The 17,412-nt window shown below is 35.6% G+C and carries 15 protein-coding genes; 10 read left to right on the top strand and 5 right to left on the bottom strand.

Features of this window, described 5'->3' with window-relative positions; all coding sequences use genetic code 11:
• Positions 1–40: 40 nt before the first annotated feature.
• From LEGAS_RS05800 to LEGAS_RS05780, 5 genes are all read left to right on the top strand, one after another.
• Positions 41–2,446: an exonuclease domain-containing protein gene (locus tag LEGAS_RS05800; RefSeq protein WP_010383244.1), complete on the top strand. Its 2,406-nt coding sequence runs from the start codon at positions 41–43 to the stop codon at positions 2,444–2,446.
• Between the two features lie 36 nt (positions 2,447–2,482).
• The gene (locus tag LEGAS_RS05795) at positions 2,483–3,016 is read left to right on the top strand and encodes a cell wall elongation regulator TseB-like domain-containing protein (RefSeq protein WP_013231692.1); all 534 of its coding nucleotides are present in this window, start codon (positions 2,483–2,485) and stop codon (positions 3,014–3,016) included.
• Between the two features lie 22 nt (positions 3,017–3,038).
• Positions 3,039–4,220, top strand: a complete 1,182-nt coding sequence (locus LEGAS_RS05790; protein ID WP_013231691.1) for a pyridoxal phosphate-dependent aminotransferase — start codon at positions 3,039–3,041, stop codon at positions 4,218–4,220.
• A 120-nt stretch (positions 4,221–4,340) separates the two neighbouring features.
• Positions 4,341–5,648, top strand: a complete 1,308-nt coding sequence (asnS, locus tag LEGAS_RS05785; protein WP_010383238.1) for an asparagine--tRNA ligase — start codon at positions 4,341–4,343, stop codon at positions 5,646–5,648.
• Positions 5,649–5,782: 134 nt separating this feature from the next.
• Positions 5,783–6,421, top strand: coding sequence for a DnaD domain-containing protein (locus LEGAS_RS05780; protein WP_010383236.1), 639 nt, complete (start codon positions 5,783–5,785; stop codon positions 6,419–6,421).
• Here LEGAS_RS05780 and LEGAS_RS05775 read toward each other — a convergent pair.
• On the bottom strand, positions 6,413–6,697 hold the full coding sequence (locus tag LEGAS_RS05775; RefSeq protein ID WP_010383234.1) for a hypothetical protein: 285 nt from the start codon (positions 6,695–6,697) through the stop codon (positions 6,413–6,415). The genes LEGAS_RS05780 and LEGAS_RS05775 overlap by 9 nt on opposite strands.
• 70 nt (positions 6,698–6,767) lie before the next feature.
• Between LEGAS_RS05775 and LEGAS_RS05770 the strand changes: the two genes are divergently transcribed.
• From LEGAS_RS05770 to LEGAS_RS05760, 3 genes are all read left to right on the top strand, one after another.
• The gene (locus tag LEGAS_RS05770) at positions 6,768–7,901 is read left to right on the top strand and encodes a THUMP domain-containing class I SAM-dependent RNA methyltransferase (protein ID WP_010383233.1); all 1,134 of its coding nucleotides are present in this window, start codon (positions 6,768–6,770) and stop codon (positions 7,899–7,901) included.
• Positions 7,902–8,110: 209 nt separating this feature from the next.
• Positions 8,111–8,641 (top strand): GNAT family N-acetyltransferase, encoded by a 531-nt coding sequence (locus LEGAS_RS05765; protein WP_010383231.1) that lies wholly within the window; start codon positions 8,111–8,113, stop codon positions 8,639–8,641.
• A gap of 150 nt (positions 8,642–8,791) precedes the next feature.
• Entirely contained in the window at positions 8,792–9,394 is a 603-nt protein-coding gene (locus tag LEGAS_RS05760) for a nitroreductase family protein (RefSeq protein ID WP_010383229.1), read from the top strand.
• Between the two features lie 53 nt (positions 9,395–9,447).
• Here LEGAS_RS05760 and LEGAS_RS10255 read toward each other — a convergent pair whose 3' ends face one another.
• The 4 genes from LEGAS_RS10255 to LEGAS_RS05745 all read right to left on the bottom strand — a co-directional run bounded on the left by LEGAS_RS10255 (position 9,448) and on the right by LEGAS_RS05745 (position 14,365).
• Complete coding sequence (locus tag LEGAS_RS10255; RefSeq protein WP_010017395.1) at positions 9,448–9,582, bottom strand: hypothetical protein; 135 nt, start codon at positions 9,580–9,582, stop codon at positions 9,448–9,450.
• Between the two features lie 45 nt (positions 9,583–9,627).
• Positions 9,628–11,280 (bottom strand): glycoside hydrolase family 13 protein, encoded by a 1,653-nt coding sequence (locus tag LEGAS_RS05755; RefSeq protein WP_013231689.1) that lies wholly within the window; start codon positions 11,278–11,280, stop codon positions 9,628–9,630.
• Positions 11,281–11,408: 128 nt separating this feature from the next.
• On the bottom strand, positions 11,409–13,184 hold the full coding sequence (locus LEGAS_RS05750) for a glycoside hydrolase family 13 protein (protein WP_013231688.1): 1,776 nt from the start codon (positions 13,182–13,184) through the stop codon (positions 11,409–11,411).
• 77 nt (positions 13,185–13,261) lie between these two features.
• Positions 13,262–14,365, bottom strand: a complete 1,104-nt coding sequence (locus LEGAS_RS05745; RefSeq protein ID WP_013231687.1) for an ABC transporter ATP-binding protein — start codon at positions 14,363–14,365, stop codon at positions 13,262–13,264.
• 374 nt (positions 14,366–14,739) lie between these two features.
• Between LEGAS_RS05745 and LEGAS_RS05740 the strand changes: the two genes are divergently transcribed.
• Complete coding sequence (locus LEGAS_RS05740) at positions 14,740–15,972, top strand: extracellular solute-binding protein (protein WP_013231686.1); 1,233 nt, start codon at positions 14,740–14,742, stop codon at positions 15,970–15,972.
• Between the two features lie 76 nt (positions 15,973–16,048).
• On the top strand, positions 16,049–17,410 hold the full coding sequence (locus LEGAS_RS05735; protein WP_013231685.1) for a carbohydrate ABC transporter permease: 1,362 nt from the start codon (positions 16,049–16,051) through the stop codon (positions 17,408–17,410).
• Positions 17,411–17,412 lie beyond the last annotated feature (2 nt).

Below are 17,412 nucleotides of genomic sequence, written 5' to 3'. Positions count from 1 at the left end.
ACAACGTAATTCAAAAATAAATCATAGAAAGGTGTTTGTTATGAACGCCAACGAAACCTTTGTAGTTGTCGATCTGGAAACAACGGGGCAGAGCGTCACTAAAGGTGGCCGTATTATACAAATTGGTATGACTTTTATTAAGCAACGTCAGATAGTTGATCATTTTGAATCTTTTGTTAATCCTGGCCAATTAATTGATCGCAACATTCAGCAATTGACACATATCGCTCAAAAAGATGTTAAAAATGCACCTTACTTTGAAGAATTAGCACCAATGTTACAAAATTTATTAAACAATACAATTATTATTGCGCATAACGTTAATTTTGACTATCCTTATTTAAATGATGAATTTAGACGAACAGGCTTTCCTGAACTGACTTCTTCTGCAATTGACACCGTGCAATTGGCGCAAATTTTGTTACCAACAGCACCTGGATATCGGTTAGTAGATTTGACAACTTATCTAGATATTACACTGAATAATGCGCATCGTGCAAATGCTGATGCGCATGCCACAGCACGTTTATTTCTGAAATTATGGCAACGAGCTGAGCAACTACCCGCTATCGTTTTAAAGCAACTTCAAGATGGTCAGTGGCCATTTTTGAGGGAAACGCAAAATTTTTTGAAAATAATCAAAGCAAATGGTCAACGAGAAGATATTAAATTGTCCAGAAATGTTGCGATTAGGCAACCACCGCAGGCTACTGTATCCGCAAGTCAACAAAATTTTCCAAAATACCCAACATCAACACAGGAAAAAGCCTATATATTTGGCCATTGGTTAACTGCAAATGATGCACAAAATAGTTTAATGAATCGGGTCAATGAATTCGTAGTGAAAAGATCTGATGGCATTTTAACAGTACTGACAGCACCAAAAATTGGTAAAACACTAGGCTATCTTATGCCATTAGTATTAGATGCAAAATCTAGGCCAGTTGTTTTGTTAACTAATGATAGTAGTCTGCAAAGCCAACAATTAGCGTTGGTGAAAAAACTAACAAAGCTTTTGGATATTAAGTTAAATACGGCTATTTTATATGATCCAGCTGAATATATTGATCTTGATCGGTTTGCTGATGCTTTGAATATATCAACGGATGCGAGTCAAACACAATTTTTTAAAGCACGTATCCTTGTCTGGCTAACGCAAACCAAAACAGGTTTATTACGTGAAATACAGGTTGGTACGCAAAATATTGATATGCTCTCAGATATTCAAGGCGACACCGAAAGCCAGTATTTTAAACAAGCTCAAGCTAATGCAAACGTTTCGGACGTCATTATTATGAATTTCGAATCATATTTTAATCAGGAACAATACCTACGAGCAACTCGGAAAATTGATAAATGGCCAGTTGTCGTGATGGAAACACCAAGCCAATTTGTGACCAATCTACAAAATTATTTTCATGTAGATTTAAATTTGACACAGGTTCAAAATGTGTTGAAAAATTTAAGTCATCAAGAGATTGTTGGTTTATCACATAAACAGCGTGTGTTTATTAAACAGAGTTTGAGTGAAGCGTTTAAATTAATTAAACAAATTAATCATGAAGACAACAAAGTTCCTAATTTAAAGCGTATCGAACGATTATTAACAATTATGGCTCATTTAACAGATATTATTAAAATCGGCGACACCCAAGTACCATGTGAACTAACTCAGGGAAAGGGGCAATTAATTAAAATAAAACGATTACAGAAACAATCCGATGTTATCAGCAGTGTTGAGATACAAAATATTAATGAGCAGCAACAAGTTGTTGTATCTTTTGACGTGTTAGATAGACGTATTTATCAAGAAAAATTTATTGTTCATATTCACAAATTATTAATTGTGAGTGAATATTTAGACAATCAGGTAAGTGAATTTCTACGTGATGCACCAAAAAATATCACAGTGGAACGTGATTTTATTCATAACAATGCAATACCAGTTCGTATTATACAAATGCAAAAATCTTCGCCAATTGTACATTTACAAGCAATTACACAACAAAATGTTGGTGAAATATTGATCATTTTGCCAGATATTGAGCGTGTAAATCACTGGTACCAAAAAATAAAACGTACAGTAACAACGCAGTATAGTATTGTTGCGGAAAGCATTACGGGTTCTTTAGAAAAAATACAACGACAAAGTCATCCTGAACAGGCTAATATTGTCATTGTAACGGCTAAAATATTTAGTACTATGTGGCTACGAGATCAAGAAGTCCCAGCTGTAGTTATTGTCCCAGAGCGTTTGGTGTGGCAACCAGTATCACGGCTAGCCTTAGTTTTGACGCAAATGCAAAGGCATCAGGCGCCATTACTTATTACGCAATTAAATGCCATGCAACGCAACCGTTTTAAAGCTCAAATTAAAGTTGTACCTCATTTTGATGTCAAGAATAATTTAATACAACAGTATAACCAAATTTTAAAAGATGTTTGATATAATATTAGTGAGTATGTTGGGGGAAATGACATTATGATGCAATTTAAAGATGATATTCGGATCCGTCATCGTCCAAAACAAACACATGTTCATTGGGCGCGCTTTTGGTTTATTATAGCAGGTGTTGGTATTTTGTTGGGTGCTTTAGTGTTAGGCTATTTTTATGTATCACTATCCCCTATGCGAAATGATGAGGTGCGTTTACAACGTTTTGTAAAAAAAGAAACCAATATCGCTACTGTACAACAAATAAGCGTTGATCATCGTCAGAAAACGACTTACGCGATTACTGGGACAACCGTTTCTGGTCAACAAAAAGTTGCTATTGTTAATAGCAAAATGAATCAAGTGAAAACGTATAATCGTGATAATGGCTTAACAGATAAGCAATTACGTCAATTAATTTTAACAAACTATAAACCTAAAAAAATTTATTCAGCTAATATTAGTGAATATAAGCAAACGTTAGTTTGGGAAGTGAGCTATAAAGGGCAAAATAATACTTTGAATTATGTCACCTTGGATTTTAAAACAGGGAAGTCATATCGTGTTATTAATGGTCTCTAGAGAAGAACTTTAAGGAGAAAAAATGGTTTCAGAAAAAGCGAAAGCGGTTCAACCTGCAGCAACGTTGGCAATGAGCAAATTAGCTAAAGATATGCAAGCAGAGGGCATTGATGTTATCAATTTAGGTGTCGGTGAATCTGATTTTCAAACGCCAAAACATATTGCAGAAGCAGCAATTTCAGCTATTGAATCAAACAAAACTAGTTTTTATACGCCAACTAGTGGTGTGAAAGAATTAAAACAGGCTATTGTTAATCAAGTTGCGAAACGTTATCAAGCTAGCATTGAATTAAAAAATGTTACGGTGACAACGGGTGCTAAATTATCATTATATGTCTTAATGCAAACGCTTTTAAATCCAAATGATATTGTTGTTGCGGCAGCACCGTTATGGGTAAGTTATATTGAGCAAATTAAACTAGCGGGTGGCATAGTACGAACTATTCAGCCAAAGAATGATGAACTCAAACTAACCGTTGATGATCTAGAAAAAATATCTGACCATGTCAAGTTAATTATTGTTAATTCACCGACAAATCCGACTGGTCAGGTTTATTCACGACAAGAACTGGTCGAACTGTTAGATTGGGCTAAAAACCATGATACATATATTATCTTAGACGAAATTTATGGTCAGCTTGTTTATAATGGTGCAGTATTCACTTCAGGGCTACAAATTAAAACACTTGAAAATAGTCGTATGATTATTGTTGATGGTGTTTCAAAAGCTTATGCGATGACAGGATGGCGAATTGGATGGACTTTGGCTTCTTCTGAAATCATCACTGTCATGAATAAGTTGCTTGATCATATGACATCAAATCCTACTGCGGTCGCGCAATATGCAGCAATCGCTGCACTAAATGGCGATCAAAGTAGTGTTGAAGTAATGCGATTAGCCTTTGAAAAAAGATTGAATACAACATTTGATTTGTTAAATACTGTGCCTGGTTTACAGGTGTCTACTAAACCACAAGGCGCATTTTATTTATTTCCGAAAGTATCGACGGAAGTATTGTTGGCTGCGGGTGTAGCTAATACAAGTGAACTATCAATGAAAATTTTAGAAGAAGCACACGTTGCCATGCCTTCTGGTGAAGGTTTCGGTATGGCAGGCTATTTACGTATGGGTTATGCCAAAGAGCAAGAGGTACTAAACGAAGCAGTGCGACGATTGACTGTGTTTTTTCAACAATATATTTAATTAAAAATTAGGAGAGATGTGTCTGCAATTATTAAGTAAATTTGGCCGATGTGTGCTTGGTTTGCCCATATGAGAACCAATGATTATTTTAATTGCTATAGACACCTAAAAAATATATCCATGGTACAAGAGATTCCCACAATACAAATAATTGACGCTAAAAATTATGTCGGTCAAACAGTTAAGATTGGTGCTTGGTTGCGTCAAAAACGCGGGTCAGGGAAACTGGCCTTTTTGCAGCTACGTGATGGTTCTGCTTTCTTTCAAGCTGTGGTTGTAAAGGCAGATATTTCGGAAGCACTTTTTGAACTAGCTAAGAATTTAAAACAAGAAACAAGCTTATATGTGACAGGTGAAATTCATGAAGATGCACGATCTTCATTTGGTTATGAAATGGCTGTTTCAAATATTGAAATTATTGGTGAAAGCCATGATTATCCAATTACACCAAAAGAACATGGCACAGATTTTTTGTTTGACGAAAGGCACTTGTACTTACGCCATTTAAAACCTTTTGCGACCTTAAAAATTCGTAATACACTGATTGCAGCGACTTATGAATTTTTCAATAATGAAGGATTTACAAAATTAGATTCTCCTTTGTTGACGGGATCAGCGCCCGAAGGAACTACGGACCTATTTGAAACTGATTATTTTGGGGAATCTGCGTTTTTGTCACAAACTGGGCAACTATATGCTGAAGCAGGGGCGATGGCATTTGGTAAAGTCTTTACATTTGGACCAACATTTCGTGCTGAAAAATCTAAAACACGTCGTCATTTAACAGAGTTTTGGATGATTGAACCGGAGATGGCTTTCATGCATCAAGAAGAAAGTTTGGTTATCCAAGAACGTTATATTTCATTTCTAATTTCAAAAGTTTTGGAGAAAAATGAGCAAGAATTAGATATTTTAAAACGTGATAAAGACTTACTTCAATCATATACTGAATTACCTTATCCCCGTGTGAGCTATGATGATGCGATAAAGTTACTACAAGAGAATGGATTTGATGTTGAATGGGGTGTTGATTTTGGTTCACCTGAAGAAACGTTTTTAGCCAATCATTTTGCTAAACCAGTATTTATTGTGAATTTTCCTAAAGCAATTAAGGCATTTTACATGAAACGTCATGCTACACGTGAAGATGTTGTTGTATCAGCAGATTTGTTGGCACCTGAGGGATATGGCGAAATTATTGGTGGTTCAGAGCGTGACACGGACTATGATTATCTAAAGCAACGGATCGAAGAAGAAGGATTAAGTCTTGAAGAATACGGGTGGTATTTAGATTTACGCCAATATGGTTCCGTGCCACATGCGGGATTTGGCCTTGGTTTGGAACGTTTGGTAACGTTTGTGACTGGTGAAGAACATATTCGTGAAGCAATTCCATTTCCTCGTATGACCAATCGTTTGCGACCTTAACTTAAAATGTTAAAAGTGCCTTTTTGAAACGATTATTCAAAAAACATGTTAGACTATAATGAGATGGAAAAACGTCCAAGTAAGGCTTGGACGTTTTTAAAACGACATCGAAACAGGGCGAAAGTGGTAGGAATATGGCGTTAGATAAGCGTTTACAACAATATATTCATGCAGGTCAATTAAGCATTAGTAATGATTTATTACTACACTATCAAGAAATTGGCATGGATAATGATGATTTAGCTATTTATTTACAAGTGACACGCATTCAAAATCAAGGAGATTCAGCAAGCCCAACCACTTTAGCTCGCGTTTTACATTTGACTGAAAATGTGATTGTTACACGACTCAAAAGTTTGATTACGCGTGAATTGATGATTATTTCATCTGCAACTAAGCAAGTTGAAACCTATGATTTCACGCCCATGATTGAAAAGTTATTACAAGGAAAACAGGTCTCTGAGAAACCAATTATTTCTGATGGTAAATCAGCACGAAGAGAAATATTTCAAACAATAGAAGCAGAATTTGGTCGACCACTAACACCAATGGAAATGCAAACAATTAGCCATTGGTTTGATCAAGATCATTTTGAACCCGATTTGATGTTACTAGCGATACAAGAGGCTGTTGCTAATAACGCGCGTAGTCTAAGATACATTGAAACAATTTTAGTCAACTGGCAACGTGATAGTATTAAAACACCTACACAGGCTCAAATTGCAAAGCAAAAAAGGCGAGGTGTAACCTACACCTATGACAATTTATTTTAATATAATATGAGGGACTGTATCATCTAAAGATAAATGAAATCCAAAAATAGGTTGTTGTTTGGTGGATAATAATTGGGTATCATCACTCATGTCATGCAAACGTGCGGTTAGTTGGGAGAGAGTCATTGGCTTTTTTCCGGTAACGATTTGTAAGTTTGGGGAATTAGGGATGTAGCGTATTTGTGAAAATGCCAAATTTGTATCAGCCTCTTGATAAAACAACAAACTTTTGGGTGACATATATTGCGTTAGATTTTCGAAGTCTATTAATTTCATATGAACCACCATATTAGAATATAGATTAATTAAACAATGTTTTACTAAATATTATTATAAAGGAAAACTAATGGAAAAAACATATCATTTAATGGCAACTGCAGCAGCGGGGCTTGAGTCTCTTGTTGGGAAAGAACTTGAGCGTTTGAATTATGAACATCAAGTTGAAAACTACCGTGTCCGGTTTGATGGCACAGCCCGAGATATTTTGAATACGAATGTGTGGTTACGCACTGCAGATCGCATCAAGATTATTGTTGGTGAATTTGAAGCAACAACCTTTGATGATTTATTTGAGGGTGTGAAAGCATTACCTTGGGAAGAATATTTAAATTATGATTCAGAATTTCCAGTTGCTGGTCGATCAAAGAAATCAGAATTATTCAGTGTACCTGATGTACAAGCAATTACAAAAAAAGCGATTGTTAGTCGCTTGCAAGATGCCTATCATATTCATACACGCTTGCCTGAAAATGGTTATTTTGCGCAGTTAGAAGTCATGATTGATAAAGATCATGTGATTGTTACACTTGATACAACTGGACCTTCATTGTTCAAACGTGGGTACCGTGTGAATAAAGGTGGGGCACCATTAAAAGAAAATTTTGCAGCAGCGTTGGTTTTACTAACTAATTGGCATCCGGACAGACCTTTTGTAGATCCAACGACTGGGTCTGGTACGATTGCTATTGAAGCAGCTTTGATTGGTCGAAATATTGCACCTGGATTAATTCGTGATTTTGACGTTGAGCAAATGGATTGGTTTGACAAATCATTATCTGAAACAGTTCGTGATGAGGCCGAGGCACAAGCGGATTATGATCGTGACCTTGATATAGAAGCGTTTGATAACGATGCCAATATGATCGAAATTGCGATTGAAAATGCAAAACATGCAGGTCTTAGTAAAGACATTGTTTTCACACATTTAGCAGCTAAAGATTGGCAAACTGATAAGGTTAATGGTGTACTAGTTTCTAACCCACCATATGGTGAAAGATTAGGTGAGTTAGAAGCAGCCCAGGAACTATATGTCGAGATGGGGGATGTTTATCGTCAACTACCAAGTTGGAGTAAATACATTTTGACAAGTGATTTGGAATTTGAAACATCATACGGTGAAAAGGCAACGAAGCGCCGTAAATTATATAACGGTGCAATGCGTGTCGATTATTTCCAGTACTGGGGCAAACGGATTAAGTAAAAAGAGGAGGTTTTGATGCATCATGCATTAAAACTTTTTTCTTTGAGTAAACATTTAAAATATTAAAAATTATTAGTGTTATTGCGCAATTTTAAAAAATGTCGTATCAGTTAATGCGAAGCGTTAGATTTTTGGCCTGAAAACGGCTGTTGCGTAGGATAAAATAAATAATTTGTATAAAGGAGTGATTGCAGTTGTCGTAATCAAATATGAATATGCTAGTATATATGCGTCAAGCGCAAAATAACGATTTAGTTGATATCGTTACTATTATTGAAGCTGCACGGTTTTATCTTAAACAGCAAGGGATTAATCAGTGGCAATTGGGTTATCCAAATCAAGAAACTATTTTAAATGATTTAAATCAAAAAAATGGCTATGTACTTATTGCCGAAAATCAAGTAGCTGGCTACGCTGTAATTGTACCAGGAGAAGAACCGAATTATACAAAAATTGAATCTGGCCATTGGTTAAACCAAGCGACTGACTATGTGTCTATTCATCGATTTGCATTGTCACCGCTCTATAGGGGACAAAAATTGACACAGCGATTTATGACAGCTATTTTAACTTATTTTTTTGAGCAGCAGGTGATTGATTTTAGAATTGACACGCACCCTAAAAATATGGCGATGCAAGCTGTTATAAGGGACAATGGCTTTACTAGGCAAGGTATTATACGTATTAATGAAGGTGGTGATAGTAGTATACGATGGGCGTATCAAGTATTGTTAGCATAGCGCCATCTGCTATTTACTTATTAAAAGTAAGCTGTTATGATAAGTGTATTAATTTATTTGAATAAAAAAGTATACTTAAGGAGAGAATCTGTGTGACACCAAATATTTAACTCATATGTCAAATAGTGGGCAGCATACAGAAAAATAATTATGACATTTACAGATTTACAAAAGCAACGTCGAACGACATACACTTTGGGTAAAAAAATACCACAAACGCCAGAAGAGATTTTTGAAATTGTGAAATCTGCTGTTAAATATGCACCGACAGCATTTAATAATCAAACAGTACGTACAATTTTATTAACAGGTGCCTTTCATGAAAAATTATGGCAATTAACAGCAGATCGCTTAAAGGCAGAAGTGTCAGATGAAATAGCCTATAACAATACACTGGCTAAGCTTAATAGTGCCTTTAAAACTGGTTATGGGACAATTCTATTTTTTACAGATACGTCAGTTGTCAAGTCTTTTGAAGAAAATGTACCGTTATATGCAGAAAATTTTTATGACTGGTCAGAACAAGGCCATGGTATTGCTGAATATGCGACATGGCTAGCGTTAACAGAGGTTGGTCTTGGTGCGTCACTACAACATTATAATCCACTGATTGATGAACAAGTTGCAGACAACTTTAACGTGCCATCATCATGGCGTTTGCGGGCACAAATGCCTTTTGGCACCATTGAGTCGCCAGCAAACGATAAAACATTTGAAGCAGATGAAAACCGTTTTAAGTTGTTTAAATCATAAACTGCCTGACATTGTCAAACAAAAAACAAGTAGAAAACCTCAACAGTGGTTTTCTACTTGTTTTTTGTTTGTGTGAACTTCGCTTTTAATGCCGCAACTTGCTCTGCTTTGGTCAATTGTGTTTGTTGACCTGACTTGTAATTGGCATTTGCTTGTTTTTGTTTAAAATCAATTTGATAACGCCCCATAGTAGACCTCCTTTATTGCCTGAAACATAAGTATAACGCATATACTCAATTTTTCCAAATCATGGCTTGATAAGGAGACAGTGTCATTTTTGGGGTAATCTTTGTAAATGAACCAGAAGAGGATATTATTGGCCACCAAACTTCCAAAAAAATTGAATCTGGCAAAACAATGGACAAAGGATTATCGTCTAAATTGAGCATTATTAAACGTTTTTGATCAGCTATTTGGCGAATAAAAATTAAAATATTTTTTATTTTCGTTTTTATCAATTTAAAATCGCCAGTTTGTAAAACAGCATCATGACGACGCAAATGAATGAGTCGCCGATAATAATGTAACATAGACTGATTATCTATCAGCTCATTGTGTAAATTAATGCTAACACTATTAGTATTTGTAAGAATCCATGATTTTTTTTTGGCCTCATCAGATTGTGAAAATCCGTACTTTGACCATTGCATTGGTGTTCGGGCATTATCACGAGACCAACTTGTTGCCTCAGTTAACGCATCTTTTTCGGATAATCCTGTTAGAACTAAACGTTCATAAGTGTTTTGTGTGGCGACATCATTAATATCTTCTGGGGAGGGGAAATGCATATTTGTCATGCCTAGCTCTTGCCCCTGATAAATAAAGGGCGTACCACGTAAAGTTAGAAGTAATGTTGCTAGAACTTTTCCGGCTGCTTGTGTGTTAGCACCATATACTGTAATGGCACGTGGTTGGTCATGATTTTCAATATATAGTCCTAACCAACCTTGTTTATTTAAAGCTTCTTGCCAATTTGCTAAAATAGTTAAAAAAGATTCACGTTCGGCACGCGGTGGGATTGTAGACTGTCTGACTTGATGCTCAAGTTCAAAAATCATGTCGATAAATCCTACTTGTCCAGTCCAAATACGAGCTGTATCTGCGTGTACGCCACCGGCTTCACCAACAGTCATTAGATTACGTTTGACGAACGTTTGATGCAATAAATCAAGATATTCATCGATGCCCTGATTGTTTGAGAAAATGCTGAATTTGTCATCTCCGACGGGTTGAGGCACATCAAAGTTACTTTTTTTCAGATGGCTGAGTGCGTCTAAACGAAAGCCATCGATATTTTGATCGGCCCACCAGTTAATCATGTCAATAATTTTGTGTTGTACTTTTGGATTCTCCCAATTTAAATCTGGTTGTTGAGGTGAAAATAAATGAAAATACCATTCATTTGTTGCTTCGTTTAATTCCCAAACAGAATCATTTGTGAAATTTTCCCAGTCATTTGGACGAGTATCATTAATATTATCCCGCCAAATATAGAAATTATGGTAGGGATTATCTTTAGATTTGCGTGCTTCTTGAAACCAACGATGTTGGTCAGAAGTATGATTAACAACTAAATCCATAATAACGCGAATATTTAATTTATGGGCTTCATCTAAAAGTTTTTTAAAATCTTCAATAGTACCATAATCTTCTGAAATATCTTGAAAGTCAGAAATATCATAACCGTTATCAATATTGGGAGATTTATATATAGGGTTGAGCCAAATAAAGTCAATATCAAGCCATTTAAGGTACGCCAAATGATTTATGATACCTTTTATATCACCAATCCCATCATTATTTGAATCTTGAAAAGACCGTGGATAAATTTGATAGCCAATTGCTGTTTTCCACCAAGGAAGAGTTGAAGCCCCACTAATTTCCATAAATATACGCCTTTCAAAATAGTTTTCATACTATAGAATGTAACGTCATTGTTATAGTAAATTTTTAGAAGTTGATACTAGTAATAGTCTTGAAAAGCAAAGGGAAATTACACAAGTTTTTGTGTAATTTATGACTGATGAGCAAAGACCACAAAGCCATCTGGTGACAGTATTTTATGCTGATATTGATTAGAAAAAATAGGATGCGAATTTGGCTGCTCAACAACGGTATAATCAAAACCAGTCGTATTGAAAAATGCTGATATCGTCATATTGTTTAATGTACGATGTAAACCAACGATGCTATTTTTGTTAGACCAAGAGAGGTTACCATCTGTTAAGATTATTTGATAATCTCGGCGTAATTTAATTAATTTTTTGAAATAGTCATACATTTCGTGATCTTGTAAATGTTTGTTCCAAACCATGGGTTTGCGATTATCGGGATCCTGATCACCAGTCATACCATATTCTGTGCCATAATAAATATCCGGTGTGCCTTGCTGTAAAAACATAAAAGTAAACATTTGTTTGACAATATTTTTGTTATTTTTGGCGACAGATAAAATGCGAGGCGCATCATGTGAATCTAATAAATTAAACATCATTTGATTAGTTTGATCACGATTGAGTAGGAGCTGAGTATTTAATTGATTAATCATTTGTGTAGCGGTAATTTGTTTTTTTGCAAAAAAATCACTAATGGCACTAGTAAATGCGTAGTTCATGACCCCAGTAAATTCATCACCTTGCAGCCAAGATTGAGCGCTTGTCCAAATTTCACCAATAATATAAAAATCAGGTTTGATAGCTGTAGTAGCTTGTTTGAAACGTTTCCAGAAATGATGATCAACTTCGTTAGCAACATCTAAGCGCCATGCGTCAATATCAAATTCTTTTATCCAATAAGTTGCAATGTTTAACAAATAATCTTGTACTTCAATATTTGCGGTGTTTAGCTTAGGCATGTGTGGTGTGAAAGCAAAAGTATCATAGGTCGCATCTTTTGTTTCTTCAAAATTATTAGTGGCTGTGTATGTTGCAGGCCAAGAACGCACATGAAACCAGTCAGCGTATTTAGAATTTTGACCATTTTTAAGAACATCTTGCCATTGAGGACTTTTATCGCCAATATGGTTGAAAACAGCATCCAACATAATTTTGATACCATGATCGTGTGCTTTTTTGACTAATTCTTTAAAATCTTTTTTGGTGCCAAATTGTGGATCAATTGTTAAATAATCTTGTGTATCATATTTATGATTTGTTGGCGATTTAAAGATGGGTGTGAAATAGATGCCATTAATTCCTAAATCAATTAAGTGGTCAAGATGATCAATAATGCCACGCAAGTCGCCGCCATAAAAGTCTGTTCGGGTTGGATGTCTTTCAGAATCCCAAGGTAAAGTATTCTTGTTATCATTCGTGTGGTCACCATTGGCAAATCGCTCAGGGAAGATTTGGTACCAGACAGTGGATTTTACCCAATCAGGTGCCTTGAACCGGTCAATTTCTTGAAAGTAGGGCATTTTGAAATAGTTACTGGCACCCATTAATCCATCATTTTGATCTGCAGACTTTGTGAGACTTTCAAACCCTTGGTCGCCAAAAAATATGTTTTTTTCATCGGTATCGGTGATAAGAAATCCGTAATTTAAACGATGATTAGCAGCAGATAATTTAGCTTCCCAGTATTGATGAACATCAGTTGTTAAAGTTTTTTTCATACTTATGTCGGCGGATTTTTGCCATGTATCATCAGTCCAATTATAGGGGTCACCGGAAATAATTGTGACAGTTTTAATATCATCGAGAGCAGTTCTCAGACGAACCCGCATTTCTTTTTCAGTGTAAAGATAAGCGTATTCAGACTCTGGACGATGATAAATTGCTGCTTTGTTCATATTAGTCCTCCGTAAGACAAATAAAATTATTAATAGCTAGTTGGTTATTATTAACAATTATTATCAAATTGCTATCATTATAAAATTCGGGTTGTTGTTTCTTGATCAAAAAAATGTCCTTTACTCATGTTTAAAGCCAGTTTTATTTCTTCACCAGGTTGGTGGTAGTCACGCGCGTTGACACGAGCAATTAACTCATGTGTGCCAATTTCAGTATAAAGCATTGAATCTGCACCCATGAGTTCAGCGATATTTACTTTTGCAGTGACTACATTGTCAGAGTACGTATCTAAAGCGATTTGTTCCGAGAGCACATCTTCTGACCTGATACCAAATACAACATTTTTTCCAGAGTAATGATTAGATGAGAGTACTTTAGACATACCATCTGGCACCATAAATCTTAGGCCATCTTCAGTTATTAACATACCTGCTTCATATTTACCTGTTATGAGGTTCATGGAGGGCATACCAATAAAGGTTGCTACAAATATATTTTTGGGTTCATTATATAATTCTTGCGGGGTACCGACTTGTTGAATATCACCACGATCAATAATGACGATACGATCGGCTAATGTCATAGCTTCAGTTTGGTCATGTGTGACATAAATTGTCGTAGCATTAATTTTTTTGTGAATTTTTGTAATTTCTGCACGGATTTCGACACGAAGTTTAGCGTCCAAATTTGAAAGAGGCTCGTCCATTAGCAACACTTTTGCATCACGAACAATTGCGCGACCCATAGCAACGCGTTGTCGTTGTCCGCCTGATAAATCTGCTGGTTTGCGATCTAAGTAATCTTCAATGCCTAATATTTTTGCTGCATTATGCACACGTTTTTCAATGTCATCTTTGGGCATTTTACGTAGTTTTAAACCAAATCCAATATTGTCGTAAACAGTCATGTGAGGATACAATGCATAATTCTGAAAAACCATGGCAATATAGCGATCTTTTGGTGAAACATCATTCATGAGTTTACCATCAATATAGAATTCACCACCTGAAATTTCTTCGAGACCAGCAATCATGCGCAGAACTGTTGATTTTCCTGACCCAGAAGGACCGACAAAAACGATAAATTCTTTGTCATGTATAGCTAAATTATAGTCCGTAACCGACGGCGTATCCATATGTGGATACGTTTTTTTGATGTGCTCTAAACGTATTTCTGCCATTTTAATATCCTCGGATTTTCTAAATAGTTTTAACGATAATTTATTATCTCACCAGTATATCAAGGAGATAATCAAAAACGTGTAAGCGCTTTCACAAATTTATTATATAACAGGCTAAATATAATGCAAGCGTTTTCTTAAAAACGGCTATACCATTTGTTTTTTTTAATCCTCTCCAAAAAATAATTAGTTATTAACAGAGGAAAAACAATGTGTTATCTTATACACTAAGCTGCCTGAACACAATAACGCTGATTATGAATGTCTAGACCAATTTCTTTTAAAAAATAATGAAAGCGCTTGCATAAAATATGCATTTGTTTTATGATGAACTCGAACAATAAAACAAAGAGAATATCTTGGAGGATATTATCATGACGAGTACAACGGTAAAAATTGGTGCAGTTGCTGCGGTTGTTATAGTATTGGCCGCAGGAGGGGTCACAGCAGTAAAAATGCATGAGTCAGCTCAGAGTAAAACATCAAAAACTCAAAATTTGAAATTGTGGGTTGATACTGCTACAAAACCAACATATGTCACGGCGGTTAAAAATTTTGAGAAGCTTAACCCAAAAGTTAATATTACAATCAAGTATACTAATTCGACAGACGCCTTAAAAAATTTGCAAAAGGATCCATCTGCAGCAGCAGATGTCTTCATGTTTCCACATGATCAGATTGGTTCATTAGCTTCACAAGGTTTGATTTATCAAAGCACAAAGTATGCTAAAAGTTTGAAGGACACGCAAATTCCAAATGCTATGGCTGGAGCCACTTATCAAGGGAAAACATATGGTTATCCTTACGCAATAGAATCACAAGTATTGTATTACAACAAGACGCAATTGAATGATAATGATATTAAAACTTGGACAGAACTGACAAGCAAAGGCAAGATGGGATCCAATTTAGGAGCTGCTGGCGCTAACTATATCTTCTCGCCGCTTTTCTATACGGTAGGCGATACGTTGTATGGCGAAAATGGTGAACAATCAAAGGGAACAAACATTGACAATGAAAACGGTGCAGCCGTTTTGTCTTGGATAAAGGCCCAGAAAAACAATCCCGGATTCGTACAAGCTAGTACAAATACATTAAATCTGTTACAGTCAAAAAAGATTTCAGCCACGCTATCTGGTCCTTGGTCATACAATGATTATAAAAAAGCATTAGGCGATGATTTGGGTATTGCACCATATCCAACAGTCAATATGGGTACCGGTGAAAAGCAAATGCAGGCATTCTTAGGAGTGAAATTGTTTGGTGTTAAACAGGCAACTAAAGAACCATTAGTTGCAATGAAGCTAGCAAACTATTTGTCTAGTGATAAAGTTCAAGAATTAGGTTTCAAGAACTCTCACTATATTCCATCGTCAAAGGCAGTGCAGGCATTAACTGAAATTAAGAACGATGACCTAGCAAAGGCAGTTGTTAAAATGTCAGAAACTGGTTTTTCAACACCAATGCCTAAATCTCCAGCAATGGCTAATTTTTGGGCATCATCGGATGCGTTATTCAATGATACCTACAAAGGTAAAATTTCAGATCAACAAATGTTGCCAAAGTTGAAAGCATTAGTTAAAAATGCATCTAAAAGTGTGAATTAATCAGAGTAAACATGTTTTTTAGCAGAGAGCGATGCCTCTCTGCGTACATAATAACTAATGAAAGTTGGAATGGAAAATGTTTAAAAAAAAGAAGCATTCAACACTTGAAGAGCATACCTCACTCATTAAATTATTTGGTCAAGCTGACAATGCTACAAAAGCGTCATATCTTATTATGGGGTCGGCAAACTTTGCAAATAAGCAATTTCTCAAGGGTTTGATATTTCTAATTTTAGAAATGAGTTGGCTTACTTGGTTGTTTACACTTGGTTTAAAAGCTTATCATAATATGTTTACCTTGGGAACACACGCACAGGGTTTGGTTTATGATAAATCGTTAGGTATTTCAATTTTGCAAGCCGGTGATAACTCGATGCTTCTACTATTATGGGGGATGTTGTCAGTTATTATTACTGTTTTGTTTATCTGGTTGTATCGCATAAATTTACAGTCAGCGCGGCATATTTGGGAGTTGAAGCAAGAAGGGGCTAAATTGCCAACATTGCGTGAGGACTTAGCATCTTTGCTTGATGAAAAAATGCATATTACCCTAATGGCCATACCAATGACAGGCGTTTTATTTTTTACGATTTTACCATTAATCTACATGATAGCAATTGCTTTCACGTCTTATGATCATAATCACTTACCACCTAAAAATTTGTTTGGATGGGTTGGATTGAACAACTTTGGGAACGTTATTTCTGGTCAAATGGCCCATACATTTTTTCCAGTGCTTGCCTGGACTTTAATTTGGGCAATTGTGGCAACAATTTCGTCATTTTTCTTTGGCGTTATCTTAGCCATGATGATCAATGCTAAAGGAATCAAAGGTAAAAAAATTTTCCGAACAATTTTTATTTTAACAATGGCCATTCCGGCATTTATATCACTGCTGATTATGAATAATATGTTTGCTGATGGTGGACTGGTGAATACATTGTTGATTAATTCTGGCCTGACTAAAACAAACTTGCCGTTTTTTACAAATCCTTTATTTGCAAAATTCACAATCATTATTGTGAATTTGTGGATTGGTATTCCAGCAACGATGTTGGTTACGACTGGTATTTTACAAAATCAATCTGAAGACCAAATTGAAGCAGCACAAATTGATGGCGCTAACAAATTTCAAATATTTAAATCAATTACGTTTCCACAAATTGTTTTTGTCATGGCACCTAGTTTGATTCAACAATTTATTGGTAATGTCAATAACTTTAACGTTATTTACCTATTAACTGGTGGTGGACCTGCTAACTCAAACTACTACGGTGCAGGTTCAACGGATTTGTTAATCACATGGCTATATAACTTGACATTGAATACAGCGGATTATAATTTAGCGTCAGTTATTGGAATTTTGATCTTTATCTTATCAGCAGTCTTTTCATTGGTTGCCTATAAGAAAGTGTCGAACTCGGGAATGGAGGCCTAACT

Source organism: Leuconostoc gasicomitatum LMG 18811, assembly GCF_000196855.1.
Lineage (GTDB): Bacteria > Bacillota > Bacilli > Lactobacillales > Lactobacillaceae > Leuconostoc > Leuconostoc gasicomitatum.
Note: the sequence above shows the minus strand (reverse complement) of the source record. Positions and strands in the feature narration are given on the sequence as shown.

Excerpts from the sequence above, each read along its gene's own strand:
- LEGAS_RS05800 (WP_010383244.1), top strand. The coding sequence starts at position 41 with ATGAACGCCAACGAAACCTTTGTAGTTGTCGATCTGGAAACAACGGGG.
- LEGAS_RS05795 (WP_013231692.1), top strand. The coding sequence starts at position 2,483 with ATGATGCAATTTAAAGATGATATTCGGATCCGTCATCGTCCAAAACAA.
- LEGAS_RS05790 (WP_013231691.1), top strand. The coding sequence starts at position 3,039 with ATGGTTTCAGAAAAAGCGAAAGCGGTTCAACCTGCAGCAACGTTGGCA.
- asnS (WP_010383238.1), top strand. The coding sequence starts at position 4,341 with ATGGTACAAGAGATTCCCACAATACAAATAATTGACGCTAAAAATTAT.
- LEGAS_RS05780 (WP_010383236.1), top strand. The coding sequence starts at position 5,783 with ATGGCGTTAGATAAGCGTTTACAACAATATATTCATGCAGGTCAATTA.
- LEGAS_RS05775 (WP_010383234.1), bottom strand. The coding sequence starts at position 6,697 with ATGAAATTAATAGACTTCGAAAATCTAACGCAATATATGTCACCCAAA.
- LEGAS_RS05770 (WP_010383233.1), top strand. The coding sequence starts at position 6,768 with ATGGAAAAAACATATCATTTAATGGCAACTGCAGCAGCGGGGCTTGAG.
- LEGAS_RS05765 (WP_010383231.1), top strand. The coding sequence starts at position 8,111 with ATGAATATGCTAGTATATATGCGTCAAGCGCAAAATAACGATTTAGTT.
- LEGAS_RS05760 (WP_010383229.1), top strand. The coding sequence starts at position 8,792 with ATGACATTTACAGATTTACAAAAGCAACGTCGAACGACATACACTTTG.
- LEGAS_RS10255 (WP_010017395.1), bottom strand. The coding sequence starts at position 9,582 with ATGGGGCGTTATCAAATTGATTTTAAACAAAAACAAGCAAATGCCAAT.
- LEGAS_RS05755 (WP_013231689.1), bottom strand. The coding sequence starts at position 11,280 with ATGGAAATTAGTGGGGCTTCAACTCTTCCTTGGTGGAAAACAGCAATT.
- LEGAS_RS05750 (WP_013231688.1), bottom strand. The coding sequence starts at position 13,184 with ATGAACAAAGCAGCAATTTATCATCGTCCAGAGTCTGAATACGCTTAT.
- LEGAS_RS05745 (WP_013231687.1), bottom strand. The coding sequence starts at position 14,365 with ATGGCAGAAATACGTTTAGAGCACATCAAAAAAACGTATCCACATATG.
- LEGAS_RS05740 (WP_013231686.1), top strand. The coding sequence starts at position 14,740 with ATGACGAGTACAACGGTAAAAATTGGTGCAGTTGCTGCGGTTGTTATA.
- LEGAS_RS05735 (WP_013231685.1), top strand. The coding sequence starts at position 16,049 with ATGTTTAAAAAAAAGAAGCATTCAACACTTGAAGAGCATACCTCACTC.